The organism is Fulvivirga marina (assembly GCF_016775155.1).
In the GTDB taxonomy this organism is placed as follows: domain Bacteria; phylum Bacteroidota; class Bacteroidia; order Cytophagales; family Cyclobacteriaceae; genus Fulvivirga; species Fulvivirga marina.
The window spans coordinates 102,322-128,507 of sequence record NZ_JAEUGD010000014.1; the positions used below are offsets into that span (position 1 = coordinate 102,322).

General features: G+C 39.2%; 28 protein-coding genes. 24 read left to right on the forward strand and 4 right to left on the reverse strand.

All coding sequences use genetic code 11. From position 1 onward, the window contains the following. Positions 1-24: 24 nt before the first annotated feature. The 3 genes from JMN32_RS04050 (at position 25) to JMN32_RS04060 (ending at position 2,685) form a co-directional block, all read left to right on the forward strand. Complete coding sequence (locus tag JMN32_RS04050) at positions 25-825, forward strand: DUF3108 domain-containing protein (protein ID WP_202855007.1); 801 nt, start codon at positions 25-27, stop codon at positions 823-825. Positions 826-933: 108 nt separating this feature from the next. Then, positions 934-1,623, forward strand: a complete 690-nt coding sequence (locus JMN32_RS04055) for a response regulator transcription factor (RefSeq protein ID WP_202855008.1) — start codon at positions 934-936, stop codon at positions 1,621-1,623. 3 nt (positions 1,624-1,626) lie between these two features. Further along, the gene (locus JMN32_RS04060) at positions 1,627-2,685 is read left to right on the forward strand and encodes a sensor histidine kinase (RefSeq protein ID WP_202855009.1); all 1,059 of its coding nucleotides are present in this window, start codon (positions 1,627-1,629) and stop codon (positions 2,683-2,685) included. A 97-nt stretch (positions 2,686-2,782) separates the two neighbouring features. On the opposite strand, the gene JMN32_RS04065 is transcribed toward JMN32_RS04060, so the two are convergent. Further along, entirely contained in the window at positions 2,783-2,932 is a 150-nt protein-coding gene (locus JMN32_RS04065; protein ID WP_202855010.1) for a hypothetical protein, read from the reverse strand. 12 nt (positions 2,933-2,944) lie between these two features. Here JMN32_RS04065 and JMN32_RS04070 point away from each other — a divergent pair, with 12 nt between their 5' ends. The 12 genes from JMN32_RS04070 to JMN32_RS04125 all read left to right on the forward strand — a co-directional run bounded on the left by JMN32_RS04070 (position 2,945) and on the right by JMN32_RS04125 (position 15,406). Continuing rightward, positions 2,945-3,226 (forward strand): hypothetical protein, encoded by a 282-nt coding sequence (locus JMN32_RS04070; RefSeq protein WP_202855011.1) that lies wholly within the window; start codon positions 2,945-2,947, stop codon positions 3,224-3,226. Between the two features lie 452 nt (positions 3,227-3,678). Beyond that, positions 3,679-5,469: a sodium:solute symporter family protein gene (locus JMN32_RS04075; RefSeq protein WP_202855012.1), complete on the forward strand. Its 1,791-nt coding sequence runs from the start codon at positions 3,679-3,681 to the stop codon at positions 5,467-5,469. A 237-nt stretch (positions 5,470-5,706) separates the two neighbouring features. Continuing rightward, complete coding sequence (locus JMN32_RS04080) at positions 5,707-6,927, forward strand: NAD(P)/FAD-dependent oxidoreductase (protein ID WP_202855013.1); 1,221 nt, start codon at positions 5,707-5,709, stop codon at positions 6,925-6,927. A gap of 226 nt (positions 6,928-7,153) precedes the next feature. Further along, entirely contained in the window at positions 7,154-7,864 is a 711-nt protein-coding gene (locus JMN32_RS04085; protein ID WP_202855014.1) for an RluA family pseudouridine synthase, read from the forward strand. 138 nt (positions 7,865-8,002) lie between these two features. After that, positions 8,003-8,449 (forward strand): 50S ribosomal protein L13, encoded by a 447-nt coding sequence (gene rplM / locus JMN32_RS04090; RefSeq protein ID WP_202855015.1) that lies wholly within the window; start codon positions 8,003-8,005, stop codon positions 8,447-8,449. A gap of 3 nt (positions 8,450-8,452) precedes the next feature. Continuing rightward, positions 8,453-8,839: a 30S ribosomal protein S9 gene (rpsI, locus tag JMN32_RS04095; RefSeq protein WP_202855016.1), complete on the forward strand. Its 387-nt coding sequence runs from the start codon at positions 8,453-8,455 to the stop codon at positions 8,837-8,839. Positions 8,840-8,882: 43 nt separating this feature from the next. Further along, entirely contained in the window at positions 8,883-9,647 is a 765-nt protein-coding gene (gene rpsB, locus JMN32_RS04100; protein ID WP_202855017.1) for a 30S ribosomal protein S2, read from the forward strand. Positions 9,648-9,761: 114 nt separating this feature from the next. Beyond that, entirely contained in the window at positions 9,762-10,592 is an 831-nt protein-coding gene (gene tsf / locus JMN32_RS04105) for a translation elongation factor Ts (RefSeq protein WP_202855018.1), read from the forward strand. A 632-nt stretch (positions 10,593-11,224) separates the two neighbouring features. After that, on the forward strand, positions 11,225-12,547 hold the full coding sequence (locus JMN32_RS04110; RefSeq protein ID WP_202855019.1) for an ammonium transporter: 1,323 nt from the start codon (positions 11,225-11,227) through the stop codon (positions 12,545-12,547). A gap of 105 nt (positions 12,548-12,652) precedes the next feature. Next, the gene (locus JMN32_RS04115; protein WP_202855020.1) at positions 12,653-13,804 is read left to right on the forward strand and encodes an outer membrane beta-barrel protein; all 1,152 of its coding nucleotides are present in this window, start codon (positions 12,653-12,655) and stop codon (positions 13,802-13,804) included. A gap of 14 nt (positions 13,805-13,818) precedes the next feature. Beyond that, positions 13,819-14,352, forward strand: a complete 534-nt coding sequence (locus tag JMN32_RS04120) for a DUF4468 domain-containing protein (RefSeq protein ID WP_202855021.1) — start codon at positions 13,819-13,821, stop codon at positions 14,350-14,352. Between the two features lie 22 nt (positions 14,353-14,374). After that, entirely contained in the window at positions 14,375-15,406 is a 1,032-nt protein-coding gene (locus JMN32_RS04125; protein ID WP_202855022.1) for a glutamine synthetase beta-grasp domain-containing protein, read from the forward strand. A gap of 46 nt (positions 15,407-15,452) precedes the next feature. Here JMN32_RS04125 and JMN32_RS04130 read toward each other — a convergent pair whose 3' ends face one another. Then, complete coding sequence (locus tag JMN32_RS04130; protein WP_202855023.1) at positions 15,453-15,743, reverse strand: sll1863 family stress response protein; 291 nt, start codon at positions 15,741-15,743, stop codon at positions 15,453-15,455. 68 nt (positions 15,744-15,811) lie between these two features. On the opposite strand from JMN32_RS04130, the gene JMN32_RS04135 reads away from it, so the two are divergent. From JMN32_RS04135 to JMN32_RS04170, 8 genes are all read left to right on the forward strand, one after another. Then, positions 15,812-16,498 carry a hypothetical protein gene (locus JMN32_RS04135; protein ID WP_202855024.1) on the forward strand — a complete coding sequence of 229 codons (687 nt, stop codon included), beginning with the start codon at positions 15,812-15,814 and terminating at the stop codon, positions 16,496-16,498. A 291-nt stretch (positions 16,499-16,789) separates the two neighbouring features. Continuing rightward, complete coding sequence (gene cmk / locus JMN32_RS04140) at positions 16,790-17,497, forward strand: (d)CMP kinase (protein WP_202855025.1); 708 nt, start codon at positions 16,790-16,792, stop codon at positions 17,495-17,497. A gap of 109 nt (positions 17,498-17,606) precedes the next feature. Next, positions 17,607-18,971 carry a Na(+)-translocating NADH-quinone reductase subunit A gene (locus JMN32_RS04145; protein ID WP_202855026.1) on the forward strand — a complete coding sequence of 455 codons (1,365 nt, stop codon included), beginning with the start codon at positions 17,607-17,609 and terminating at the stop codon, positions 18,969-18,971. A 25-nt stretch (positions 18,972-18,996) separates the two neighbouring features. After that, complete coding sequence (locus JMN32_RS04150; protein WP_202855027.1) at positions 18,997-20,202, forward strand: NADH:ubiquinone reductase (Na(+)-transporting) subunit B; 1,206 nt, start codon at positions 18,997-18,999, stop codon at positions 20,200-20,202. Between the two features lie 28 nt (positions 20,203-20,230). Further along, positions 20,231-20,950: an NADH:ubiquinone reductase (Na(+)-transporting) subunit C gene (gene nqrC, locus JMN32_RS04155; protein ID WP_238354345.1), complete on the forward strand. Its 720-nt coding sequence runs from the start codon at positions 20,231-20,233 to the stop codon at positions 20,948-20,950. Between the two features lie 39 nt (positions 20,951-20,989). Next, positions 20,990-21,667, forward strand: a complete 678-nt coding sequence (locus tag JMN32_RS04160; RefSeq protein WP_202855029.1) for an NADH:ubiquinone reductase (Na(+)-transporting) subunit D — start codon at positions 20,990-20,992, stop codon at positions 21,665-21,667. Positions 21,668-21,680: 13 nt separating this feature from the next. Then, complete coding sequence (nqrE, locus tag JMN32_RS04165) at positions 21,681-22,292, forward strand: NADH:ubiquinone reductase (Na(+)-transporting) subunit E (protein ID WP_202855030.1); 612 nt, start codon at positions 21,681-21,683, stop codon at positions 22,290-22,292. A 79-nt stretch (positions 22,293-22,371) separates the two neighbouring features. Next, positions 22,372-22,959, forward strand: coding sequence for a DUF502 domain-containing protein (locus JMN32_RS04170; RefSeq protein WP_202855031.1), 588 nt, complete (start codon positions 22,372-22,374; stop codon positions 22,957-22,959). A 29-nt stretch (positions 22,960-22,988) separates the two neighbouring features. Here JMN32_RS04170 and mnmA read toward each other — a convergent pair whose 3' ends face one another. Then, the gene (gene mnmA / locus JMN32_RS04175; protein WP_202855079.1) at positions 22,989-24,185 is read right to left on the reverse strand and encodes a tRNA 2-thiouridine(34) synthase MnmA; all 1,197 of its coding nucleotides are present in this window, start codon (positions 24,183-24,185) and stop codon (positions 22,989-22,991) included. A gap of 275 nt (positions 24,186-24,460) precedes the next feature. Continuing rightward, positions 24,461-24,751 (reverse strand): hypothetical protein, encoded by a 291-nt coding sequence (locus JMN32_RS04180; protein ID WP_202855032.1) that lies wholly within the window; start codon positions 24,749-24,751, stop codon positions 24,461-24,463. Positions 24,752-25,109: 358 nt separating this feature from the next. Between JMN32_RS04180 and JMN32_RS27610 the strand changes: the two genes are divergently transcribed. Further along, positions 25,110-26,183 (forward strand): PAS domain-containing sensor histidine kinase, encoded by a 1,074-nt coding sequence (locus tag JMN32_RS27610; RefSeq protein ID WP_202855033.1) that lies wholly within the window; start codon positions 25,110-25,112, stop codon positions 26,181-26,183. Positions 26,184-26,186: the final 3 nt, after the last annotated feature.

The window sequence follows — 26,186 nt, forward strand, 5'->3', positions numbered from 1 at the left end:
TTTCAGCTGCGAAGAACTAGCTTAATGACAAGAATACCTTTATCCATACTTATTCTCATGCTGCTCTGCTCATTTATCAGGGGTGATTGGCAGCATCAATACCGTACTTTAAATAATAGCTGCTTTATACCTGGAGAAGTTATTGAATACAAGGCTCATTATGGGTTTGTGCATGCTGCAGAGGGCAGGATGGTGATCAGCGATGAGATATACAATGTAAATAACAGGCCATGTTTCAAGATCGATGTATACGGAAAGTCGATAGGGATGTTTGATCTCTTTTTGAGGATAAGAGATAATTGGGGTACTTACCTGGATACTAGTGCTTTAGTGACTCAAAAGTTCTACAGGGTAATAGAGGAGGGAAAATATCGTAAAAATGAAATTGTTAATTTCGACCACCATGCCAAGGAGGCTAAAGTGAAAACTTTTGACAATAAGAAGCAGAAATGGAAGCCTATAGAAACGTTTGATGTGCCTGCCGATGTACAGGATTTGGTAAGTGGCTACTACTATATCAGAACCTTGGAGTTTGACAAGCTTAAAGAAGGTGATATAATAAAGGTTGATGCTTTCTTTGATGATGAGGTTTACGACTTTGAAATCAGGTTTGTGGGACGAGAAAATGTAAAGACCAAACTTGGGGTGATCAAGTCTATTGTGCTATCTCCAATAATGCCAGAGAATAGTCTTTTTGATGGGGAGAATTCTGTTAAAGTATGGATATCGGATGATAGAAATAAAGTGCCTCTAAAGATTAAGGCTGAAATGTTTGTGGGTGCGGTAGAAATAGATATTGTCAAATATGAAAAAGGACTTGATTAAGGAATTGTTAAGTTATCTTTATTAACTTTTTAATAAGGATTTTTCTCTATAATTTTATTTACTGTTTGTAGTAATATTGAACTGAAATTCAATCAAAGAGAATAAACTATGGGAAACAAGCAAGGCCATAAAGTGCTTGTTGTGGATGATGAAGAAGCAATTCTTGAGTTGTTAAAATACAATCTTGAAAAACAAGGGTATGAAGTAAAGACGGCTCTGGATGGTATTAAAGGTGTTGAAATTGCCAAAAGGTTCAAGCCCGATCTTATTTTGCTCGATATTATGATGCCTAGGCAAGATGGAGTGGAAACCTGTCGGCAACTAAGGGAGATACCTGATATATCGGGCACGTTTATCATATTCCTTACGGCACGTTCAGAGGAGTACTCAGAAGTAGCAGCTTTTGATGTTGGTGCCGATGACTACATAACTAAGCCGATCAAACCGCGAGCATTGATGAGTAGGATCAATGCCTTCTTTAGAAGAGATACTAAGAAGAAAGAAGTTACCAATCAGATTTCTATAGGTGACCTGGTGATCGATCGTACCAGCTATACAGTACAAATGAAGGGAAATGAAGTGTCGCTACCTAAAAAGGAGTTTGAATTGCTTTATTTTCTGGCCCAAAACCCTAATAAGGTGTTTGATAGGGATGAACTGCTACAGAACATTTGGGGGTCGGATGTATATGTTTTGGCCAGAACTGTGGATGTCCACATCAGAAAAGTAAGAGAAAAAATAGGAGATGACTACATCAAAACCATAAAGGGTGTAGGTTACAAGTTCAGTCTCAATTAAAATATGGTTTTTAATTCCAGGTTAATTGCAGTGCTTCTGGCCTTTTGCATTGCAGTAGTTACCACCTCTTTTCTGTCATTGTTTAAAGAGGTAAGTAGCAGTGCATTGGTAGTTACTTTTCTGATCAGCCTTTCCTCTACCTACTTGCTGGGGTTTATTATTCTGGAATTCCTGATTTTTCGAGAGATCAATAAGATATACAACTTACTTGATAACCTGAGGAAGAGCGAATTGACTGCTATTGATCAGAATAAATCCGGTTTGTTTAATCCCCTAAAAAAGATCAATGAAGAGATCTTTTCCTATGCGGCACTTAAGCAGAAGGAAATTGATGAACTTAAAAAGCTGGAAGCCTTTCGAAGAGAGTTTATTGCTGATGTGAGTCATGAGCTCAAAACTCCAATTTTTGCAGCCCAGGGGTTTGTACACACATTGCTTGACGGAGCGGTAAAGGATAAAAGTGTAAGAAACAGGTTTTTGAAAAAGGCTGCCAAAAGCCTGGATGGGCTGGACATTCTGGTGCAGGACTTGCTTACCCTGTCACAGATAGAGACAGGGGAAATCAAAATGCACTTTGAGTCTTTCGATATCAGGCAGTTGGCAGAAGAAGTCATTGATCAGTTTGAAAACAAGGCAGAAAAGAAAGATATAAACCTCAAAATATCAAAGCATGCCCCTGAGGAAGTGTTTGTTTATGCAGACTGGCAAAGGATAAATCAGGTGCTGACCAACCTGATCAGTAATGCGATAAAATACTCCAACAAGAATGGAAAGGTTACTATTGACTTTCAAATTACTACATCTCATGTAGTTACCCGAGTTAGGGATACTGGGGAAGGCATACCTCCGGAGCATGTGAAAAGGATCTTTGAAAGATTTTACAGAGTGGACAAAAGCCGCTCAAGAGAAAAAGGAGGCACTGGGCTTGGACTGGCCATTGTAAAGCATATTATGGAGGTTCATAAGTCTAAGGTCGAAGTATCCAGTGAGCCAGGAAAAGGATCAGTGTTTAGTTTTAAGCTTCCTCGAGAGGCTACTTTGCAGACATCACCTGCTGAGTAGCTCTGTTATTTCAAATAGGATATTTTTAGTAATGCCGGTGCTTTGTTGAATATTTTGTCTATCCCTGCAGGAATGATAAATGACTCAGTAAAGTGTACTACAAAGGGAGGATTTTTTCGGTACTTTCTACAATAGCCTCATCTCTTTCTATAAGATTGAGCACTTGTACACCACGATTAGTTTGCTGGCAAAACAGGCTCTCGAACCCGTAATGATAAATCTGAAGAAAAGCTAAGTGTAATGACATTCCGGTTTTCATTTGGAAGCCAACTGTATACCCTCTGGCAGCTTTCTGGATAGGGTAACTCAAGAGAATTGTCAGGAGGTTTTTGACAAATCAGTAGCTTCTAATATGAATATGCTTCGTGTTTGGAGAGTAGGAATTCATGAAAATGATGAATTCTATGATCTTTCTGGTATACATGGTATACTGACCTGGCAGGACTTCATGTTCGCCTGTAGTATGTACCCCAGAGATGAAGCATTTCTGAAAAATGCAGAAAAGGAAGATTGGGGTTTGATGAACTCTGTAATTCTCTAAGTGGATGTTCTGGACTTTTCAAGGAAAAAGTATATGAAGGACGGTATGAACTTACTATCGGAAACAACTGTAGCAGGTCAGTGTTAAGACTACATGCAGCAATTAATTGATACAAAGGAAAGTAGTCAGCCATCTGCTTACTACGCGGATTGTAAAAGATGGGCAGGTTATCTATGAGGATAATCACTATTTGAAGCTGAAAATTAAATAGAAAAAGCCTGAAATAGAGATGGAATTTAGTGGGGAATCAGATGTCACAACCCTTGAGCTAACAACCAATGTCGTTGTCAGGAATGTACACCTGAAGGTACCCGAATGAAAAGACCGTTTTGCCGATTACTATTTCGCCCCCATTCTTGGTAAAATAAAAACAGTTGTAAATAAAAACAGACGATTACAACAGGCAGAAAAAGAACTGATCATTTATTGACTTTTGATACCTGTGCTGAAATATGAAACTTGAGCTGATTGATGTAATAATCATTGTTGGGTATCTGGTGTTGACCATTGCCCCGGGTTTTTATTTTTCTAAGAAGGCCTCGAAGGACTTGCAGGCCTACTTTCTGGGAAGTAAAACTATTCCCTGGTGGATATTGGGTATTTCCAATGCATCAGGCATGTTCGATATCACAGGTACCATGTGGCTCGTATCTATGTGTTTCGTATATGGCCTTAAAAGTGCCTGGCTGCCATGGATATGGCCAACGTTCAATCAGATATTTTTGATGGTTTATTTGTCTGTGTGGTTGAGGAGGTCCAATGTAATGACGGGAGCTGAATGGCTTGAAAAGCGTTTTGGAAATGGTAAAGGCGCAGAACTTTCACAATTGGTAGTGGTGATCTTCGCACTGGTCAGTGTGGTGGGTTTTATTGCTTATACCTTTAAGGGCATAGGGAAATTTTCTCAAACCTTCCTGCCTTGGGATCTGGCACCTGATACCTATGCACTTATACTGATTGGGTTTACCTCTCTATATGTGATAAAAGGAGGTATGTATAGTGTGGTAATCACTGAGCTCATTCAGTTTGTGATCATGACTATAGCCTCAGTAGCAGTAGGTGTAATTGCGATGAATCTCGTGAGTCCTGAAATGCTGGCGGAGCATATCCCTGAGGGATGGGGAAATGTGTTTTTCGGATCGCACCTCGATTTGGACTGGACCGGTATAATTAATGACGTCAATAATAAAATCAGTGAAGACGGTTTCTCATGGTTTTCATTCTTTGTGATGATGATGATCTTCAAAGGTGTGCTGGTAAGTATGGCTGGGCCGGTGCCTAATTATGATATGCAGCGGATACTGGCGACCAAAACAGCCAAGGATGCCGCGAAAATGAGCGGCCTTGTATCATTGGTGATGTACTTCCCCCGGTATATGCTGGTGACAGGTCTCACTATCCTGGCAATCGTATTTCTCGGACCAAAGATCAATACGGAAACGAGCTTTGATTTTGAGATGATCCTGCCTTATTCTATTAACAATTTCATTCCTGTCGGTTTTTTAGGGCTGCTTTTGGCTGGATTAATAGCCGCGTTTATGTCAACCTATGCGGCTACAGTCAATGCAGCTCCTGTATATTTTGTTAATGATATTTATAAGAAATACATCAAACCGGATGGTAGCAGAAAGCTCTACGTACGGGCGAGTTACATTGCCTCTCTGGTAATCATCGTGCTGGGTATTTCTTTCGGATTTGTGATAGACTCCATCAACTCAGTTACACAATGGGTATTCGGAGCTCTGTTTGGCGGGTACACCGCAGCCAATCTGTTGAAGTGGTATTGGTGGAGGTTCAATGGCTTTGGATATTTCTGTGGCATGATGGCCGGATTGGTCGCATCCCTGCTGTTGCCATTTCTTTTTCCCGACGTACAGCCACTTTACGCATTCCCATTTATACTTATTACCTCATTAATAGTGGCAATCGGAGGCTCTTTGCTTACTAAGTCTGATAATGAAGATACATTGATTGACTTTTACAAAAATGTGAGACCATGGGGATGGTGGGGACCGGTAAAGCAGCTGACTATGCAAAGGTATCCCGATTTCAAGCCTAATGATAATGCAGGCCGTGACACTTTTAATATTGTTATCGGTGTTGTTTGGCAATTTACATTGGTGGTTATGCCTATTTACCTTGTTGTCAGAGAACTTTGGCCTATGCTTATAGCCTTTAGTATTTTCGCGGTGACATCGGTAATCTTAAAGAAAAACTGGCTGGATAAGCTGGAAAATGATTAGCGAATGAATAACATATATTTTCGGTATATCAGGAGGGCCATTGTATCCCCCTGTTGTTTCCAAGCCGTAAATAAAAGCAGGGCTGTTTAAGAAGAGGCTTTTGAGACAGTCTCTTTCATTTAAGCACTAAAAGTCACTTTTTAAGCTGACGATCATCAGCGTTTGGCTAGCTTTCATCATTTAATTTTACAGATAACAAAATCAAAGTTTGAATTAAACGCAGCAACCTGCAGAACTATGAAAAATATTGTCATTCTCGGAAGCAATTTTGCCGGATTTACTGCAGCAATGCAACTGGTAAAAAGACTTAAAGGTAAAAGAAAAGAGTATAAGGTAATCGTAGTATCTCCAAGTCATGACTTTCTATATGTGCCTTCTTTAATATGGGTGCCCTTTGGACGTAGGAAAATCGAGGATATTAGGTTTGACCTTAGAGAAATATTCAGAAAGAATAATATAGAATTTATTGAAGCACCTGCAGAAAGGGTTGATCCGGATATAAACACTGTCTATCTGCCTGAAGGCGAAACATTGACTTACGAATACCTTGTAGTAGCCACTGGTGTGAAAATGAATTTTGATGTGGTAGATGGTTTGAAGCCTGAAGACAACAAAATCCAGAATATTGTAATCCCTAAACTTGCTATGAAGACCAGGGAGGCTTTTGAAAATCTCGTTAAAGACCCCGGCCCTGTAGTGGTTGGTGCTACTCAGGGAGCCAGCTGTATGGGGGCGGCCTATGAATACCTCTTTAATATGGACAAAGAGCTCAGACGAAGAGGAGTGAGGAAGCAGGTAAAACTTTACTGGATCACTCCGGAGCCATATCTTGGAAACTTTGGAATAGATGGTATGCCCGGAGGTGAAAAGATGCTGAAGATGTTTATGAAGCTCTATAATATTGAATGGATCACCGATGCAAGTATTGAAAAAATAGAGGATAATAAAATCACCTTAAAGACAGGCGAGGTGTTACCATATAAAATGGCAATGCTGATGCCGCCTTTTGAAGGAGCTGACGTAATGAAGGCTAGCCCGAAATTGGTAGATGCAAAAGGGTTTGTTGAAGTGTCTGGTACTTATCAACATCTAAAATATAAAAATGTGTTTGCTGCTGGGCTGGCAGTTAAAGTGGCCCCTCCTTTCGAAATTGTAAATACACCTTTTGGTGTGCCTAAAACGGGGTATCCCAGTGATGTAACAGGTAAAATTGTTGCAGGTAACATTGCAAACCTAATTAAAGGAAAAACAAAACTGGTGAGCAAAGAGTGGGGCAGGATACCAGCGCTATGTGTAATGGATGCCGGCCACAAGGAAATATACCTTATTGCCAACCATCTTTTCAAACCACGACAATTTGCAGTGTTGTTGCCCAACATCTTCAATGACCTTGGAAAGGTGTTTCTCGAAAAGTATTTCATATGGAAAAACAGGCATGGATACGCCTGGCTCCCATAGGTAATAAATAGGTTAGGTTGAACAAAGAGTCATCGGGTGGTGAAGCATCCGATGACTTTCTTTTTTTGCGGTCGGTTTGGAGTAATCAGGTGAGTCGTAATCGGTATTCGGTATTCAATGAACGGTAAAAAAGAAATCACAAACCAGTTGGTAACCTGCAAAATCAAATTATGCGCCTCTCAATCCACCAGTAACTAGAAATCAGAAAAAACATTACCTTTGCGTCATGGCAAAAATGAAGTTTGAGGATTTAATCATTAGGGAAGACGATAACTATATAGTTATTAATAAACCTGCCTTTATCTCTACGCTTGCTGATAGAAATGATAGTGTGAACATTTTGGTAATGGCAAGGGCATATCATGAAGGTGCTCAGGTGTGTCACAGGTTAGATAAGGAAACCACCGGGGCATTGGTAATCGCTAAGAATCCTGATGCTTATCGACATATGTCCATTCAGTTTGAAAACAGAGAGGTAAGGAAAATATATCATGCAGTGTCTGATGGTATACACGATTTTAATAATAAGGAAGTAGACAGGTCAATTTTAAAGCTAGGCAACGGGACTGTAAGGATTGATCATAAAGGGAAAGAGGCAAAGACTATTTTCAATACATTGAAAGCATACTCTGCCCATACCTTAATAGAATGTATGCCAGTTACCGGACGGATGCATCAGATTAGAGTACACCTTAGCAGTATAGGAGCGCCCATAACAGGAGATGAGATGTATGGAGGCAAATCCCTTTATTTGTCCTCTATTAAAAGAAAGTATAATCTTAAAAAATGGACAGAGGAGCAACCTCTAATTAAAAGGTTGGCCCTGCATGCCCATAGTCTTACTTTCAAACTTCTTAATCATGAAGAACTGACTATTGAGGCTCCATATCCTAAAGACTTCCGTGTACTTACAGAGCAGCTGGAAAAGAATAGTTGATGAAGCCATTTGATGTGGAAAAACAGGTGATTTAAATATTTTAAGGCTCCTGTTGCATTTAAAAATATATACATCTATCTTTGTGTCCCTTTTTGAGGGAGGAATTATCTATTGTCAAAAATATAAAGCTTTTACAGCGTGGATACTTTAAGTTATAAGACAGTTTCGGCTAACAAGGCAACAGTAAACAAAAATTGGATCATCGTTGATGCTGATTCAAAAGTTTTAGGCCGGTTAGCCAGTGAAGTTGCGAGAGTTATCAGAGGTAAGCACAAACCTGATTTCACTCCGAATGTTGATTGTGGAGATAATGTTATCGTTATCAATGCAGATAAAATAAAGCTGACAGGAAAAAAGTGGACTGATAAAGTTTACGTTTCCCACACCGGATACCCTGGTGGTCAGAGATCTGCTACTCCTAAAGAAGTTATGGCCAAAAAATCATCTACAATCCTTGTAGAAAGAGCCGTAAGAGGTATGCTTCCTAAAACAAGACTGGGAAGATCCTTGTTTAAAAATTTATACGTTTATGAGGGTGCTGAGCATCCGCATGAAGCTCAAAAACCTAAAGAAATTAAACTATAATCAATGGAAGTAATTAGTTCAATAGGAAGAAGAAAGACCTCAGTAGCCAGAATTTATATGACTTCTGGTAAAGGTGAGATCACTGTGAATAACAAGAGCGTAGAGGATTACTTTCCTGCCGGTATTTTGCAGACCATCGTTCGCCAGCCTTTAAATACAGTTGGTCAGGATGGTAACTTCGATATTAAGGTAAATGTTGATGGTGGCGGTCCTGCAGGACAAGCAGAAGCTATACGATTGGCATTATCAAGAGCTTTATGCGAAGTAGATGCTGAGAACAGATCTCCTCTTAAGAAGGAAGGCTTTCTTACCAGGGACCCAAGAATGGTTGAAAGAAAGAAATACGGAAGAAGAAAAGCGAGAAGAAAGTTCCAGTTCAGTAAGCGTTAATATTTACTGTTGACGGAATATAAAAAAGAAAACAAATTAATTAATGGCTGATAAATTAGAATATAAAGACTTACTTGATGCTGGTGTTCACTTCGGACACTTAACGAGAAAGTGGGATCCCAAAATGGCTCCATATATCTTCATGGAGAAAAATGGTATCCACATTATTGACTTAAATAAAACCCTTGAGTGCCTCGACAAAGCATCATATGCACTTAAGAACATCGTAAGATCAGGAAGAAAGGTTTTGTTCGTAGCTACTAAAAAACAGGCACAGGATGTAGTGACTGAAGAAGCTAAAAGATTGAACATGCCTTACGTTACTGATAGATGGTTAGGTGGTATGCTTACCAACTTTGCTACTATCAGGAAGTCATTGAAGAAAATGTCTTCAATTGATAAGCTGATGAAGGATGAGGCTTATCTTAACCTTGCAAAAAGAGAAAGATTGATGATTACCCGTGAAAAAGAGAAGCTTGAAAGAGTTCTTGGTGGTATTGCTGATCTTAACAGACTTCCTGCAGCTCTTTTTGTGATAGATGTTAAAAGAGAGCACATTGCTGTAAAAGAAGCTCAAAAGTTGAATATCCCTGTATTTGCTATGGTGGATACTAACTCTGATCCCACTGGGGTAGACTTCCCAATTCCGGCAAACGACGATGCGTTTAAATCTATCTCGCTTATCACTAAGCAAGTTGGAAAAACTATCGAAGAAGGTTTGATGGAAAGAAAGAAGGATAAAGAAGAGGCGAACCTACAGAAAGAAGAAGAAGCTAAAAAATCAGCGGACAAGGAATCTGTAGAATAAAATAAATAAATTATACCGATAGATAATTCAAAAAAATTGAACATTGGCGATAAACTGATGTTCAATTTTTTATTAAAGACAAATCAATTTAAGAATATTAAATATTAAGTAACTATGGCTATTACAGCAAAAGACGTAAATAAGCTTAGGCAAATGACCGGTGCCGGAATGATGGATTGCAAAAAGGCACTTACCGAAGCTGATGGCGATTTTGACAAAGCAATAGACCTTCTAAGAAAGAAAGGACAGAAAGTATCAGCTTCAAGAGCCGATAGGGATGTGACTGAAGGATCTGTTTTTGTAAGAACAAACAATGATGGTACTGAGGGAATCCTTATCGCCTTGAATTGTGAGACTGACTTTGTTGGTAAAAATGAGGAGTTCCTTAACCTTGGAAATGCTATCCTTGATATTGCTTTTGATAAGCAACCTGCAGATATCGCAGCGCTTAAAAGTGAGAAACTCGGAGATCATACTGTAGAGGAAAAGATCACTGAACTTGTAGGTAAGATCGGTGAGAAAATAGAGATTAGCGAATATGTGAGAGTAAATGGCGAAGCTGTAGTGCCTTACATTCACGCAGGTAGTAAATTAGGAGTGTTGGTGTCTCTTAAAGGAGTTAACGGTGCAGATGTACAGGAAGCTGGAAAAGACGTAGGTATGCAGATTGCAGCGATGAACCCTGTAGCGGTTGATAAAGAAGGTGTTGATGCTACAATAGTTGAAAAAGAATTGGAGATCGGTAAAGAGCAGGCATTGGCTGAAGGTAAGCCTGAAAACATTGTAGAGAAAATCGCTCAAGGTAAACTTCAGAAATTCTACAAGGATAACACTTTGTTGAACCAGCAATTTGTTAAAGATAGTTCACTGACAGTTGCAGGCTATCTTGATAGTGTGTCAAAAGGATTGACAGTTGCAGAGTTTAAAAGAGTAGCTATTGGATAAGTAAGGTAATTAACAATACATTTAAAGCCGTTATGATTTGATCATAACGGCTTTTCTGTTTATAGTCCTTGTGATTATGGATGAAGTTCGTCTCCTCATGAGCGTGCTAATATTCTGGATTAAATCGTAGCCAAGTAGAATGTCGAAACAGAGGCGGCTGAATTGTGGGACTTTGTGCAGGTGAACTTTAACGGAGAGTATTTTACTTTGTGAAAGCAAGGATTGCTGTCTGATATCAAATCCCTTATAAATACAATCGGATTAAAGGCTGCCAGGTTTGGCGGTCTTTTTTATTGTTCGATTTTGTATTTACTCTAATAGTGTTTTTGTATGACTTTTTTAATATGTGTCTGGATGTGACTGAAAATTTCCATAGTTGTCAAAAAATATTGTCGTAATTAAGTCATTTTTCAAATTATGGTTTAAAAAGTACCATGTATTTGAATTATATGCAACAAAAACGTTTGCACTAAGGTTAAAAAATACCCTGTATACCTACTTTTTATGCTTAAAATTTAAAATAAGGTTAAAAAAATAATCCAACTAGCTTTATAATATCGATAAATTGTTTTTCATTTGGCTTTACGATTCAAACTTTTGATTGCAAGTCATTTAAAAACAAACCTGTTATTATGGAGAAGTTCTTTTTGAGCGAATTACCTTTGGTGGTCAGAGAAAGTACTCTGGAAACCACTGCTAGCGCAGACAGTATTGATCTTAGTCTTGTCGCAGAAGGCCTGTTTACGGCCAACAATATCTGGATGATGATGGCTACGGCCCTTGTATTTATTATGCACTTAGGTTTTGCTGGTGTAGAGGCTGGGTTTAGTCAATCCAAGAATACAGTCAATATACTCTTTAAAAATACACTAACTCCTGTTATAGGTATTCTAACATACTACATTGTAGGGTTTAACCTGATGTACCCTGGCTTTGAGACCCCTGGGTGGTTCGCTTTCGGAGGTTTTATGCTCGATCTTCCTACAAATGGTAATTCGGCTGAATATGCCAGTGGAGGTTATACCTATTGGACCGACTTTCTTTTTCAGGCCATGTTTGCGGCAACTGCAGCAACTATAGTGTCTGGAGCGGTTGCAGAACGTATTAAAATATCTTCTTATATCACCTTCACCCTATTGTTCGTAGGTATTGTTTATCCTATTGTAGGAAGTTGGAAATGGGGTGGAGGAGCACTTGATGCTGCTGGTTTTTATGATTTCGCTGGTTCTACTCTTGTACATGCTGTTGGCGGATGGGGAGCTTTAGCTGGTATTATGCTTTTAGGGCCTCGTATAGGTAAATATGTGGATGGTAAAGTAATTGATAAGCCGGGTTCCAGTGTGCCTCTAGCCACTATTGGAGTATTTCTTTTGTGGTTAGGCTGGTTCGGCTTTAATGGAGGATCAGTGCTCTCGGCAGATCCAGGTAAAGTATCTTTTGTATTAGTTACCACCAGTCTAGGGGCGTGTACAGGTGCTATAGGAGGGCTTGTGGCAGGGTACTTTGTTTTCAAAAGACTGGATTTCGGCATGGTTCTTAACGGCCTGCTTGCAGGTTTAGTAGGAATAACTGCTGGTGCGGATGTAATCAGTCCGGGTTGGGCGCTGGTAGTAGGTTTTGTGGCAGGGATACTGGTAGTGCTTTCGGCAATTACCCTTGATAGACTAAAGCTTGATGACTGCGTAGGGGCAGTATCCGTTCACTTGGTTTGTGGTGTATGGGGAACATTGGCTGTTGGTATTTTTGGAGTATCAGCCGATGGTAAGGCCATGCCTTTCCTGCCACAGCTTTATGGTGTTGCAGTATGTGGAGCAACAGCTTTTGCTTCAGCATTTATAATATTTTTTGTGTTAAAGAAACTTTTTGGTATTCGGGTTTCAGAGCAGCACGAAATAGAAGGCCTTGATAGTCATGAACACGGTATACGTGGCTACACCATTGTATACGATGAATAGGTCAGTATAAAATAAGAAGCCCTCCTGAAAGAAGATCTCACCTTTCTCTCAGAATTAACGGGCTTCTATTAGTTAACGCAATTATTAACCTAATCCAAAAGTAAGATGAAAAAGTCATTTACACTATTTACTATGTTACTTTATTTTGCAGTTTCACCTGTGGTTTTCGGGCAGGATGAGGAAGAAAAAAGTGGCGAATTTTCACTGTCAGGTTCCGTCGATGTTTATTATAGGGCTAACCTTAATGCAAAGAACAGAGGGGACGATTATCAGGCACCAGGTACTTCCTTTGGTAATTTACCTGGCTTCAGTCTAGGGATGGTGAATTTTATCGGCTCGTATCAGGCCGAAAAGGGAGGTTTTGTTGCCGATCTTGTGTTTGGTCCCAGGGGAGAAGATGCAGTTTTTGCTTCGCCGTATTACAATTCCGAAAGAGGAAGCTCACAAATTATTAACCAGCTTTATGCTTACTGGAATGTAAATGACGCTTTAACATTTACGCTGGGTAACTTCAATACATTTTTAGGGTATGAAGTAATTTCTCCCTCTGCCAACTTTAACTACTCTACTTCATACATGTTTTCCTACGGGCCTTTTTCGCATACCGGCTTAAAGGCTGATCTTAAACTGTCAGATGATCTAACCTTGATGGCGTCGGTAATGAACCCAACAGATCTGACAGAATTTAATCCAGTAGGAACCTATACCGCTGGACTTCAGGTAGCTTTGTTTGGAAGCACCTTCTTAAATTTTCTATACGGCGATCAGGATGGGAAACTTGATGAAGATAGTGCTTCTCCTGATGATTATTCTGCGGGTAGTACTTTTCAGGCAGACATTACAACCGGGGTTGATGTGTCTGATGCCTTCTTCATGGGATTCAATGCAACCTATAATACTACAAGTGTGGGTGAACTTTATAGCGGAACTGATGTGGTTGACGTAGACGGTGATGGTGCAGGCTTTTATGGCGCAGCAGCTTACTTGCAGCTTACTACTTCAGAGACATTCGCTATTGGAACCAGAGTAGAGTACTTCAAAGTATATAACAACGGTCTGGAGGTGATTGCCCTTGATCCCGATGGTGATGGTAGTGTTCTTGATGTCACACTTTCTGCAAATGCACGCGTCGGTAATTTAACTATTATCCCTGAACTAAGGTTTGACGCCTCTTCTGAAGATTCATTTTTGAATAGGGACTTGGATCCAAGCGGGAGCTTGGCATCATTTCTTATGGCTGCTGTTTATACCTTTTAATATGACTAGTGAGGGTGCTGATTCACATATTAATCCTTAATATTTTATTACTACCTGTTGAGTTGTTGGGGGCTCCGGCTCTTTCGGAATCCCCAGCTTTTTATGAAAAGATTGTAGCCTGTAAAGGACATAATCAGACGGCTATTTACGCAGGGATTGCAGCCTACTTTAAAGATCAGGCAGCTTTATCCGACAAGGATTCCGCAACCCTTTTTATATCACATGATAAGCTACGGATTTACAGTCAGATATTGGGAAATCTCAAAAAGCCAGTAGGTGAGGTGACCTTTGATGTACGGGTAGATGTGAAGGATGAAAAATTCAGGCTTACTATACATGATCCGTGGTTCACTCCATTGGAAAGAGATCGGTACAGCAAGCTTGTGATGTCGGATGATAAAGCGGAGCAAGTTGAAGAAGAGAATTTTAAACATAGGATGTCGCTCTTTAAAAAGATTGAAAAACAGCTGCAGGCCTATATAGATGGAGCGGGGCAGAGTATAAGGGAAAGAGTGATTAATGATGAATTGAATATAACTAATTGGTAATAATTAATAACGTTTTAAAACTATGGCAAAAACTAAACTCGAGTATGTATGGCTGGATGGTTATAAGCCCACTCAGTGCTTAAGAAGTAAAACAAAAATAGTTTCTGATTTTGATGGTACCCTTGAAGCATGTCCTATGTGGTCATTTGATGGTAGCTCTACACAGCAGGCTGAAGGAAATTCATCAGACTGTTTGCTCAAGCCCGTTGCCATTTTTTCTGATCCAGGAAGAAAGAATGCTTACCTGGTTATGACAGAAGTACTTAATCCTGATAAAACCCCGCATATTAGTAATGGACGAGCTTTGATTGATGACGATGATAATGACTTCTGGTTTGGGTTCGAGCAGGAATATTTCCTATGGAACCCTGACACAGGTCTGCCCCTGGGATTTCCTACTGGTGGATTTCCTCGTCCGCAAGGTCCTTACTATTGTTCCGTAGGTGCCGAAAATGCTTATGGAAGGGAGATCGTGGAAGAGCACTTGGATTTATGTTTAGAAGCTGGGATCAATGTCGAAGGTATTAATGCTGAGGTAGCAACTGGTCAGTGGGAGTTTCAGATCTTTTCTAAAGGAGCTGCTTCTGCTGGTGATCAAATATGGATAGCCAGGTACCTGCTGGAAAGAACTGCAGAAAAATATGGTTTGGCCATCAATTGGCACCCGAAGCCATTGAAAGGAGACTGGAACGGTTCTGGTATGCATGCTAACTTCTCTAACAGCATATTGCGTGATGCAGGTTCTAAAGATGTTTATGATATGGTTTGTGAATCATTTGGGCCAAGAGTGAAAGAGCATATCGAAGTGTACGGTGCAGATAATGATCAACGCTTAACCGGAGCTCATGAAACTCAGTCCATTGATAAATTTAGCTACGGGGTCTCTGACCGAGGAGCTTCTATTAGAATTCCGATCGGTACCGTTGAAAACGGATGGAAAGGCTGGTTGGAAGACAGGCGTCCAGCTTCTAATGGAGATCCTTATAAAATTGCTGCCCGAATTATAAAAACTGTAAAATCGGCAGAAGTATCCGTTGAAGAAGCGGTTGCCTAATTTATACTACTTGTGTTGAGGTGTGCCTGACACGGGAAGAGAGTGCTTAAGCTTTCTTCCCTGTCTTTTTAAAAATAGCCTCAAATGCATTTTTTAATTCTTGCCCAGCTTTTTCCAAGCTCTTTTCCGCTTCGTCCCAACTATCTTTATGAGTTTCTTTGAAGCTTTTAAATTCACCTTTTAACGTTTCTGCATTTCTTTTTAGCTCCTCGATTCTATCAGCATAATCAATTTTAGCTTGATCTTTTGCCACCTTGAGGTCTGCAATAAGCTCATCTATTTTCTTTCCTATGTCTTTGAGCAAGTGTTCCGCTTTGCCTTGAGATTGATCTTCCATTATACCATTTCGTTTATTTATTGTTAATTACGTAGAAATTGAAAGTTAGTTTATAAACACCATATTATATGAAACATCATCAGAATCCCATGGAGCATATAGCAGAGCTGTTAGAAACCAAGGCTTGTATTAAGCAAGAGACCTATCGAAATTTACAAGAGGTGTTTAAGGCCCTGATGACTGAAGCCGATAATGTGATCAATAAGATTAATAAAAAAATTAAGAAAAAGGATAAGGATGTAACATTGGCTGTTACGAACATCAGCGATAATGAGTTTCATGTCAAAGTTGCCGGAGACTTGCTTATTTTCTTCATGCACACTAATATTATTATGTTTGATAAGAAACACAGTCTGAATAAAAGTAAGTATGTAGCCGATGATCCAATGAGGAAATACCTGGGCCAGATCAATGTATATAATTTTATGGCAGATTCACTAAAATATAACAGAGTAAACGACCCAGGATATCTTATCTCAAGGCTTTTTGTGAATTGTGAAAATCATTTCCTGATCGAGGGTGATGGACAGCTAAATTATATGTTTGAGGATATTTCATCCCAACCTATTACACCTATAGATATTAGTGTTTTTATCCAAATGGTTATTTCTCAAGCCATTGATTCGGACCTGATCACTTCACCCTTTCCCGCTATCAGAACAATCACATTAAATCAAAAGCATGAAAAGTCCCAGGCTTTGGGGGGGGGATATAAAATAGGTTTTCAAATGTCTTACCAGCAGGATATAGAGTAATGTAGTGCTTTAATAAGGTTTGTTTAATATAAATAAGCTCATGAGAAAGTCAATTTGTAGTCAAACATAAATTATTTGATAGTCTGTCTCACTTTATGTTGTTCTTCCTTCAATCTCAGCGTTAAAGGTTTATCTTTGTGATAAAATAATTAATAAATGCAGTTACGAAAGCTATTGATATTGTTGGTTAGTGTGATGTTGATTGTAGGGTGTGCTTCATCAAAGAAACGAAACGGCAAAATAAAACCGGGCAAACCTATTCCATGTCCGATGAAGGATTGTTAATTGAACATGAATAAAATTGTTATAGCCATAGACGGTTACTCTGCTTGTGGGAAAAGTACAACAGCCAAATCCGTGGCCAATATTCTGGGCTACACTTATATAGATACTGGCGCTATGTATCGCGCAATAACCCTTTATTTTCACCGAAACCATGTGAGCCTGACGAATAAAAAGGATATCACAAAGGCTCTTGAAAATATAGATATTACCTTTCAGAAAAGTGCTAAAACAGGCATGTCCGAAACATTCCTGAACGGGCTTAATGTGGAGCAAGAAATTCGGAAAATGTATGTTTCCGAGAATGTTAGTCAGGTAAGTTGTTTAGTGGAAGTAAGAAATGCCATGGTGGCTCAACAGCGAAAGTTGGGGAAGAAGAAGGGTGTAGTTATGGATGGGCGCGATATAGGTACCGTTGTTTTTCCCGATGCCGAGCTAAAGGTTTTTATGGAGGCGGATATTTATGTGCGTGCAGGAAGGCGTCAGGAGGAACTCCTTGAGTGTGGACAGTTGGTGGATTTGAGTGAAATTATTGAGAATTTAAAGAAGCGTGATCATATTGATAGCACAAGAGAGGAAAGCCCATTACGAAAGGCGGATGATGCCCTCGTACTGGACACGACTTTTCTTACGTTGGAAGAGCAAGTAGATGAGGTTATAAATCAGGCTTTAAGTAAAATATTGAACGAAAAAAGGGAATCAGTAGATGCTGAATAACCACCTTAATAATTATTTGTTTTAAATTATTGTCTTAGATTTTAATTGTAGGAAAAATTGTTAATTTTGCCTCGATTTTAATGATAAGATTTGAATCTTAAAGTAACGCATGTCTAAATTCATCAAGCTAAAAAAAGGGTTTGATATCAACCTGGCGGGCAAGGCTGAGAAGAAGATCGTAGAAGTTGAGCAACCAGAAACTTTCGCGTATAAGCCTTCAAGTTTTCACGGTATTTTAAGGCCGAAGTTAAAAGTGAAAGAGGGAGACACTGTAAAAGCAGGTACCCCTATACTTTTTGACAAAAAAAATGACAAGGTTCTTCATGTTGCACCGGTTAGCGGTGAGATTGTAGAAATCAGAAGAGGTGAAAAAAGAAAGATCCTCGAAGTAGTCATTTTGGCTGACAAAAGCATCGAATATGAAACATTCGATAAGTATACCGTATCAGATATCAATGGTTTATCCAGGGAAAACATTGTTGACCAAATGCTTGGTAGCGGTGTTTGGCCTAATCTAGTTCAGAGACCGTATGGTGTTATTGCGGACCCTTCCGAAACACCTAAGGCTATTTTCATTTCTGCTTTCGATACTCATCCTTTGGCTCCTGATTACAGCCTGATCTTTAAAGGTCAGGATCAGTATTTTCAGGCTGGTATTGATATATTGAAAAAGCTAACCCCCGGGGCTGTTCATGTAAACGTGAACGGTGATGCTGAAGTGTCTCCAATGTTTGCTCACGCAAAGAATATAGAACTGAATAAGTTTTCAGGTCCTCATCCTGTGGGTAACGTTGGTGTTCAGATTCATCACCTTGACCCTATTAATAAAGGTGATGTCGTGTGGACTGTAAACCCTTACGGCGTTATTCAGATCGGTAAGCTTTTCCTAGAGGGGAAATATGACGCGTCCAGGGTTATCGCTGTTGCCGGATCTGAGGTTAAGAACCCACAGTATTATAAAACTTTTACCGGAGCATCAATCAAGAGATTTGTTGAAGGTAACCTTTCCAACGATCATGTGAGATTTGTTTCAGGTAATGCCTTAACAGGTAGTAAAATAGCAGCAGATGGACATTTAGGTTTCCATGATAGTTTGCTAACTGTACTGCCTGAAGGAGATCAATATGAGCTTTTCGGATGGATCAAGCCTACTACTCAAAAGCTGAGTTTCCAAAGGGCATTTGGTCTTTTATCATTCTTGTTCCCTAAAAAAGAGTATGCATTGGATACCAATGTAAAAGGGGAGCCCCGTGCATTTGTACAAACAGGGGTATTTGAGAAAGTAACACCTATGGATGTATTGCCAACATATCTGCTCAAGGCTATTCTTGCAGAAGATTTTGATGATATGGAAGCATTGGGAATATATGAGATTATTGAGGAAGACCTTGCACTATGTGAGTTCGTGGATGTATCCAAGCACGATGTACAGGATATAGTTCGTGAAGGCCTGAACTTAATGCGATATAGTTAATTCATAAAGATATAAGAGCGATAAAATGAAGTTTTTAAGAGAAGCACTTGATAAAGTAAAACCTCACTTCGAAAAAGGCGGAAAGTGGGAGAAGTTTTACTATATATATGAGGCTCATGATACGTTGTTGTTTGCTCCTAACCACACTACAAATTCGAAAGGTGTGCAGATTAGGGATGCAATGGATATGAAGCGTTTGATGATGACGGTTATCATAGCAATGATCCCTTGTTTGTTATTTGGTATATATAATGTCGGATATCAGCATTTCATGGCTATAGGGCAACCTGAGGCAGGCTTTGGAGATATGGTTTTAGTCGGTTTAATTCAGGTCGTTCCTATTCTGGTAGTTTCTTATGCTGTTGGACTGGGTACCGAATTTGCCTTTTCAGTGATTAGACAACACCCTATCAATGAAGGGTTCCTTGTAACTGGTATGCTTATTCCTTTAGTTATGCCTCCGGATATCCCACTTTGGCAGGTCGCACTGGCTACAATCTTTGCGGTAATTATTGCCAAAGAAGCATTTGGAGGAACAGGTATGAATATTCTTAACGTGGCATTGACTGCAAGGGCGTTCTTGTACTTTGCTTACCCAAGCCAGATTTCAGGTGATGTTTGGACTTATATCGGTGAAGCTAATAAAGCCGTGCAAGGCTTTACAGGAGCTACTCCTTTAGCATTGGGTGCAGAGACCGTTGAAAGCGGTAAAAATGTTGTGGCATCTCTAAGTGCTTATGGCAGCGGGTGGAGCGATGGAATATATGAATTCTCTAATATGTTCTTTGGCTTTATGCCAGGATCAATAGGAGAGACTTCAGCCCTGATGTGTCTTATAGGTGCATTCATACTTATATTTACAGGTGTAGGAAGTTGGAAGGTTATGATCAGTGTAGTAGCCGGTGCTTTTGGTATGGGATTATTACTCAATGGTCTTGCCGTGAATGAATTTATGGCTATGCCTGCTCATTATCACCTTGTAATTGGAGGTTTGGCTTTTGGTACAGTTTACATGGCGACAGACCCTGTTACGGCTTCTCAAACGGAAACGGGAAAATGGATATATGGTTTGATGATCGGTATGCTGACTGTTGTTATCAGGGTCTTTAACCCGGCATATCCAGAAGGAATTATGCTTGCAATACTGTTTATGAACGTATTTGCACCACTCATTGATCACTATGTAGTAATAGCTAATAAGAAAAGGAGGTTACAACGTGCGACAGTCTAACGGATATATTATATTATTTACAGCAATTATGACCGTTATAGTGGGAGGATTGCTGTCCTTGGCTTCACAAGGTCTGGCGCCAGCCCAGAAGAGATCAATTGAGCTGGATACCAAAAGCTCTATTCTGTCTTCAGTAATGGACAGAAAAGAGCTGAAAAAAATGAAACCTAAAGAAGTACTTGAAATGTACGATAAGAGAATATCTTCTTTAGTAGTTGATATCAACGGTGATATAGTTGAAAAGAATGAGAAGGGAGAGCCAATTGTAGCAGAGGAGGTGAGTATTCTGAAAAACTATAAGAAAAATCCGGAAGAAAGACTTTATCCCGTATTTAAATATATGAGTGCGGAGAATCCTGATAAAGTTGAATCATATATATTGCCTCTTTACGGAGCAGGTCTATGGGATAAAATCTGGGGATATGTGGCATTGAACAAGGAGCTGACCACGATTGTTGGTGTGGCGTATGACCACAAACAGGAAACACCAGGCTTGGGAGCCAGGATTGGAACACCTGAAATCCAAGGTAGATACGTTGGGAAAGAGATTTATGATGAGCAGGGAAATCTTGTTTCAGTTACTATGGTGAAAGGAGAAGGAAATACAGGGCTGGATTCACACCATGTAGATGGAATGTCAGGAGCTACATTGACAGGTAAAGGTGTTAATGTGATGCTGAAGAATTACCTGAATTATTATCAATCTTATTTTAAGAAAGTTAAATCTGGCTCAGTAGCTGCGCTTTAAGTAGTGGCGATCGGCATTTAGAACAGATACTATAATATTATGAGTACTGAAACTTTAGAGCAAAAGAATGAAGAAGTCGTTCAGAAACCAGCTGAAGGCCTTCTGTCTAAAAGACGTAAAAGATTAATATCAGATCCGCTGAATGAGGATAACCCAATTACTGTGCAGGTACTTGGTATTTGTTCTGCACTAGCGGTAACGGTGAAAATGGAACCTACGCTGATTATGTCAATCGCAGTGGTTTTTGTAATTGTTTTCTCCAATCTTATAATCTCACTACTTAGAAACCTTATTCCTAATAGGGTAAGGATCATTGTACAGCTAGCAGTTATTGCGACCCTGGTGACCTTGGTTAGTGAAGTGCTTAAAGCGTATAACTATGAGATGTACAAGATATTGGGTGCATTTGTAGGTTTGATCATTACCAACTGTATAGTAATGGGTAGGCTTGAGGCATTTGCTATGGGTAATAAGCCTTACGATTCAGTACTTGATGGATTAGGTAGTGGCTTTGGATATGCCTGGATTATTTTAACTGTCGCTTTCTTTAGGGAACTGTTTGGTTCCGGGTCTATATTTGACTTTAAGATATTCGAAGCTGTAGGTATTAGTAATTTTCCTACCAACGGATTGATGGTTGACTCAATCGGTGCATTTATGGTATTAGGAATATTAATCTGGGTACAGAGATCTAAGACAGGTTACGTAGAACACTAAAAAATATTTAGAAATGGAATTAGTAAGCTTAGGAATAAAATCAATCTTTATTGAGAACATGATCTTTGCCTATTTCTTGGGCATGTGTTCTTTCCTTGCAGTTTCTAAAAAAGTGTCTACAGCGGTGGGCCTTGGAGCTGCAGTTATATTTGTGTTAACTATTACTGTACCTGTAAACTGGTTACTTCAGGAATATGTACTGAAGGAAGGAGCATTAACGTGGCTGGGTGCCGGTTTTGGAGAAGTAAACCTTGAGTTTCTTCAATTTATCATGTTTATCGCGATTATCGCCGCGATGGTTCAGTTGGTAGAGATGATCATTGAAAAATTCTCTCCATCACTTTACGGTTCTTTAGGGATATTCTTGCCTTTGATTGCTGTGAACTGTGCCATTCTGGGGTCTTCGTTATTCATGATTCAAAGAGACTATAAGCTCTCAGAGGCTACAGTGTTTGGTTTTGGGTCGGGTATTGGCTGGATGCTGGCTATCGTTGCACTGGCTGCTATCAGAGAGAAATTGAAGTACTCAAATGTACCTGCCGGATTAAAGGGTTTAGGAATCACTATGTTGATCACTGGATTAATGGGTATTGCTTTTAAATCTTTTATCGGTATTGCTCTTTAAGAATAATTAAGACAATAATTATAGTTAAAAGGGTTTCTACATGTTGGAAACCCTTTTTTTATGCAAACGGATACAAACCATGAGTAAGTTTACTTTTAATCGATTTATCAGCTATTTCTTTAGAGGATTGCTGTTCGTGGTTCCTTTGGCGCTGACCATTTATATTATATATCAAACTCTGGAGTGGCTCGATGGACTAATACCCGTTAATATACCAGGCTTGGGGCTTATTATAATTATTGTGAACATAACTTTTTTAGGTTATTTGGCATCGTTTTTCATTACCAGACCTTTTTTTGATCAACTTGAAAAGTATCTTGTTAAAATACCTTTGGTAAATATAATTTATACATCTGTTAAGGACTTAATTGGAGCGTTTGTAGGAGAGCAAAAGAGGTTTAATGTGCCTGTTACGGTTGCAATGACAGAGGATAAGTCTGTGCTTAAAGTGGGTTTTGTTACCAGAAATGATTTAGCTGAAATAGATTTGCCAGGATATATGTCGGTTTACCTGCCCCATTCATATAATTTCTCAGGCAACCATTTTTTGGTAAAGAAAAGTAATGTAAAGCCCCTACATATGAACGGGACTAATGCTATGAAGTTTGTTGTATCCGGGGGTGTATCAGGCCTGGAAGAAGAAAAGAAAAGGGATGCTAATTCATAGCGTCCCTTCTTTTTAGTCAGAGGAAAAACTTAGCTAATTACACCTGAACCTATCAACTCATCTTCGCTATACCACGCAGCAAACTGTCCTGCAGCTATAGCTTTTTGGGGCTGGTTGAAGATAATGTATAAACCTTCTTCACGCATAAAGAGCTTAGCGCTTTCAAGGCTCTGGCGATACCTTATTCTTACTTCATAGGGGCGGTCCTCGCCAATACTCATTTTAAGGTCTTCTCTTACCCAATGGATGTCAGCTTTATTTATAAGCAGCCCTTTTCTGTAAAGTCCGGGATGGTCTTCTCCCTGACCGGTATAGATGATGTTCTGGTTGGTGTCAGTTTCAATAATAAAGAGAGGCTTTGGTGTGCCGCCAATATTTAAACCCTTACGCTGGCCAATGGTATAGTAATGAGCGCCGTTATGCTCTCCAACTACCTTACCATCATTGAGGTGATACTCATATGAAGCAGAGAGTTCTCTTAAAGATTCGGATGATGCGCTATTGAGATCCATATCAGATGGATTGCTCTCATATGTACTTGCTTCTGCAGGAACTTCAACGACCACACCCTTTTTGGGTTGCAGTTTCTGTTGGAGAAATTCTGGTAGACGTACCTTGCCAATGAAGCATAGTCCCTGGCTATCTTTTTTGTCTGCGGTGATAAGTTCTTGTTCCTTAGCTATTTTTCTGACTTCCGATTTTTGAAGCTCGCCAATGGGAAATAAAGCCTTTGACAGCTGATCTTGTGTAAGCTGGCAAAGGAAATAGCTTTGATCTTTATTCTGATCTTTTCCTGCCAGTAATTGATAGGTTGTTTTGTCTTCTCCTTCTATAACGCCTTTTCTGCAGTAGTGTCCGGTTGCTATATAATCAGCTTTTAAGCGCATAGCTGCCTTTAAGAAGATGTCAAATTTAATCTCTCTATTACAAAGTACGTCAGGGTTTGGAGTTCGGCCTTTTTGGTATTCGTCGAACATGTAGTCAACAATGCGTTTCTTGTATTCTTCACTAAGGTCTATGGCATGAAATGGAATACCTAATTTTTGAGCTACAATCATAGCATCGTTACTATCTTCCAGCCAAGGACATTCATTGCTAATGGTTACGCTATCATCATGCCAGTTTTTCATGAACATACCGATAACGTCATAACCTTGTTCTTTTAACAAATAAGCGGCGACACTGCTATCTACACCGCCCGACATACCTACTACTACTCGTTTCATCATGCAAAGTTATACGATTAGGCTTAAAAACCGTTGTCTCTTTTACCGTAAGCTATTCGAAATTCAAAAAGTTCAGGGGTACTACGGTGGGGTGGAAGGAAAGTAATACCAAAGCTTTGCTTAATTAGGTTGATAAGGTGCTGCTGGGGCGTCAGACCTTTCGATGGATACCCAACCCTGATCCCACTCAACTCATTGCTGAGCGAGTGAGATAGGATCAGGAACTTACAAACAAACTATAAACCAAATTCAATTAATATCGGACGAGATAATCTTTAATTATCTTGATTTATTTCATGGATTATGTTTTCTACCATATCTAGAAAAACCAGTATGCGGTGTTCGCTACTTAAATAAAGGTTTTTCATTTGACGGATAGCATAATCATTCATAATAAAGTGATTAAGGAAAAAATTAACCTTATCATCATTAGAAGTCAGCCTCTTGTACTCTTCACATTGAGAAGGACTATTAAGAATGTATCGAACTTTCTCCATCAGAAAATTATCAGAGAGCATCAGCCTCTCCCGTTCTCCTACTCCCATTTTCGATTTAGTCATCATCATTACGCCGATTCATCTTTATTGATGGTTCGAAGAAGCAAAAAAAAAGTGAGCTGAGAAAATGGGAATAATCTATTTAGGCGGTTTTTGGTTAGGTAAAATTCACCAATTTCATAGGTAAAATTACCTAATCTTTAAAAAATGAAACCCTTCTAATTTTATGTATTTGCCTTTTTTAAAATTTAGTGTTAGAAAGTACATCTGAAATAAAAGTATTTAATTTTTTATTTTCTTATACTTAGAATCCTTGAGGGGGGGTGCTTTGGAAGTGTTTAATAAAGAGGTGATTATATGTCACCTAAACTCCATAAAACCTTTTGCTAAATAATTCACGATCTGTGATTGATTTTACCTAAAACTTGTGAGTAGTTGGAGATTAAATAAAATCTATTTTGAACATACCTCTGATACAATTGCTATTGTTAATGATAGAGGTAAAATACTGTATGTCAACCCTTCATTTGAGCGTGTTTCGGGGTATGACAAGGAAGAAATCGAGGGTAAGTCTATTGATACACTTCGCTCGGGTAGAGTATTCATTGACGCCTATTGGAACAATGTAAGGAAGCTCAATGAAGACCGAAATTTATTTAGAAAGGTGTTTGTCGATAAAAAGAAAAGTGGAAACTATTTTTATTTGGATACAAAGGTCATACTCTATTTGTCAACCTCGACTGGGGATAGAAATTACATTTTAATAGGTACAGATATTACTGATGTACTTGACCAAACTCAGAGGATAGAGTTACTGGAGGTGGAGTTAGAAAAAGCTAATCAGACCCTGGGAACTATTCTTTATAGGTCTTCTCATGATCTTAGGGCTCCAATTACAACGATTCAGGGGGTGTTGAACCTTGCAAGGGCTGATGTTAAGGATGATAAACTCCTGAGTTATCTGGATATGATTGTGCAAAGTACTTCAAGACTGGACTCTCTTCTGATAGATCTTCGCAAGCTTTCACGGATACACTCAAATCGATTCCCTGCACAGGAGATAAACTTTGAGGAATTGGTTAAGGGTATACTGGAAGACTTGTCGAGGTTTGTTCCTATCAATAATATAAATGTCGTTGTTGATGTTAAGGTGAGTAGAAAGCACCGTTATAGCAAGTATCTACTTAGCAGAATTTTGCGAAACTTAATCGATAATGCGTGTCGCTATCGTTATGAGAGGAGTAGTGAACAGCATACGGTGACTATAATTATAGAAGATGTAGAGGGTATGATACAGCTTTTTATTGAGGATAATGGGAGAGGAATTAAGGATGAGGCACAAGAGCGACTTTTTGAAATGTTTTATAAAGCTGAAGCAGTTTCTAATAGAAATGGGCTAGGCTTACATATTGTAAAGACTGCGATTGAAAAACTTAATGGACAAATAGAATTTTCCAGTACTTTCAAAAAGGGTACAAAGGTAAAGGTCACATTGCCATAGCTG

Coding starts and splice junctions, on each gene's coding strand:
- JMN32_RS04050 (WP_202855007.1), top strand. CDS start 25: ATGACAAGAATACCTTTATCCATACTTATTCTCATGCTGCTCTGCTCA.
- JMN32_RS04055 (WP_202855008.1), top strand. CDS start 934: ATGGGAAACAAGCAAGGCCATAAAGTGCTTGTTGTGGATGATGAAGAA.
- JMN32_RS04060 (WP_202855009.1), top strand. CDS start 1,627: ATGGTTTTTAATTCCAGGTTAATTGCAGTGCTTCTGGCCTTTTGCATT.
- JMN32_RS04065 (WP_202855010.1), bottom strand. CDS start 2,932: ATGTCATTACACTTAGCTTTTCTTCAGATTTATCATTACGGGTTCGAG.
- JMN32_RS04075 (WP_202855012.1), top strand. CDS start 3,679: ATGAAACTTGAGCTGATTGATGTAATAATCATTGTTGGGTATCTGGTG.
- JMN32_RS04080 (WP_202855013.1), top strand. CDS start 5,707: ATGAAAAATATTGTCATTCTCGGAAGCAATTTTGCCGGATTTACTGCA.
- JMN32_RS04085 (WP_202855014.1), top strand. CDS start 7,154: ATGGCAAAAATGAAGTTTGAGGATTTAATCATTAGGGAAGACGATAAC.
- rpsI (WP_202855016.1), top strand. CDS start 8,453: ATGGAAGTAATTAGTTCAATAGGAAGAAGAAAGACCTCAGTAGCCAGA.
- rpsB (WP_202855017.1), top strand. CDS start 8,883: ATGGCTGATAAATTAGAATATAAAGACTTACTTGATGCTGGTGTTCAC.
- tsf (WP_202855018.1), top strand. CDS start 9,762: ATGGCTATTACAGCAAAAGACGTAAATAAGCTTAGGCAAATGACCGGT.
- JMN32_RS04110 (WP_202855019.1), top strand. CDS start 11,225: ATGGAGAAGTTCTTTTTGAGCGAATTACCTTTGGTGGTCAGAGAAAGT.
- JMN32_RS04115 (WP_202855020.1), top strand. CDS start 12,653: ATGAAAAAGTCATTTACACTATTTACTATGTTACTTTATTTTGCAGTT.
- JMN32_RS04125 (WP_202855022.1), top strand. CDS start 14,375: ATGGCAAAAACTAAACTCGAGTATGTATGGCTGGATGGTTATAAGCCC.
- JMN32_RS04130 (WP_202855023.1), bottom strand. CDS start 15,743: ATGGAAGATCAATCTCAAGGCAAAGCGGAACACTTGCTCAAAGACATA.
- JMN32_RS04135 (WP_202855024.1), top strand. CDS start 15,812: ATGAAACATCATCAGAATCCCATGGAGCATATAGCAGAGCTGTTAGAA.
- cmk (WP_202855025.1), top strand. CDS start 16,790: ATGAATAAAATTGTTATAGCCATAGACGGTTACTCTGCTTGTGGGAAA.
- JMN32_RS04145 (WP_202855026.1), top strand. CDS start 17,607: ATGTCTAAATTCATCAAGCTAAAAAAAGGGTTTGATATCAACCTGGCG.
- JMN32_RS04150 (WP_202855027.1), top strand. CDS start 18,997: ATGAAGTTTTTAAGAGAAGCACTTGATAAAGTAAAACCTCACTTCGAA.
- nqrC (WP_238354345.1), top strand. CDS start 20,231: ATGACCGTTATAGTGGGAGGATTGCTGTCCTTGGCTTCACAAGGTCTG.
- JMN32_RS04160 (WP_202855029.1), top strand. CDS start 20,990: ATGAGTACTGAAACTTTAGAGCAAAAGAATGAAGAAGTCGTTCAGAAA.
- nqrE (WP_202855030.1), top strand. CDS start 21,681: ATGGAATTAGTAAGCTTAGGAATAAAATCAATCTTTATTGAGAACATG.
- JMN32_RS04170 (WP_202855031.1), top strand. CDS start 22,372: ATGAGTAAGTTTACTTTTAATCGATTTATCAGCTATTTCTTTAGAGGA.
- mnmA (WP_202855079.1), bottom strand. CDS start 24,185: ATGAAACGAGTAGTAGTAGGTATGTCGGGCGGTGTAGATAGCAGTGTC.
- JMN32_RS04180 (WP_202855032.1), bottom strand. CDS start 24,751: ATGATGATGACTAAATCGAAAATGGGAGTAGGAGAACGGGAGAGGCTG.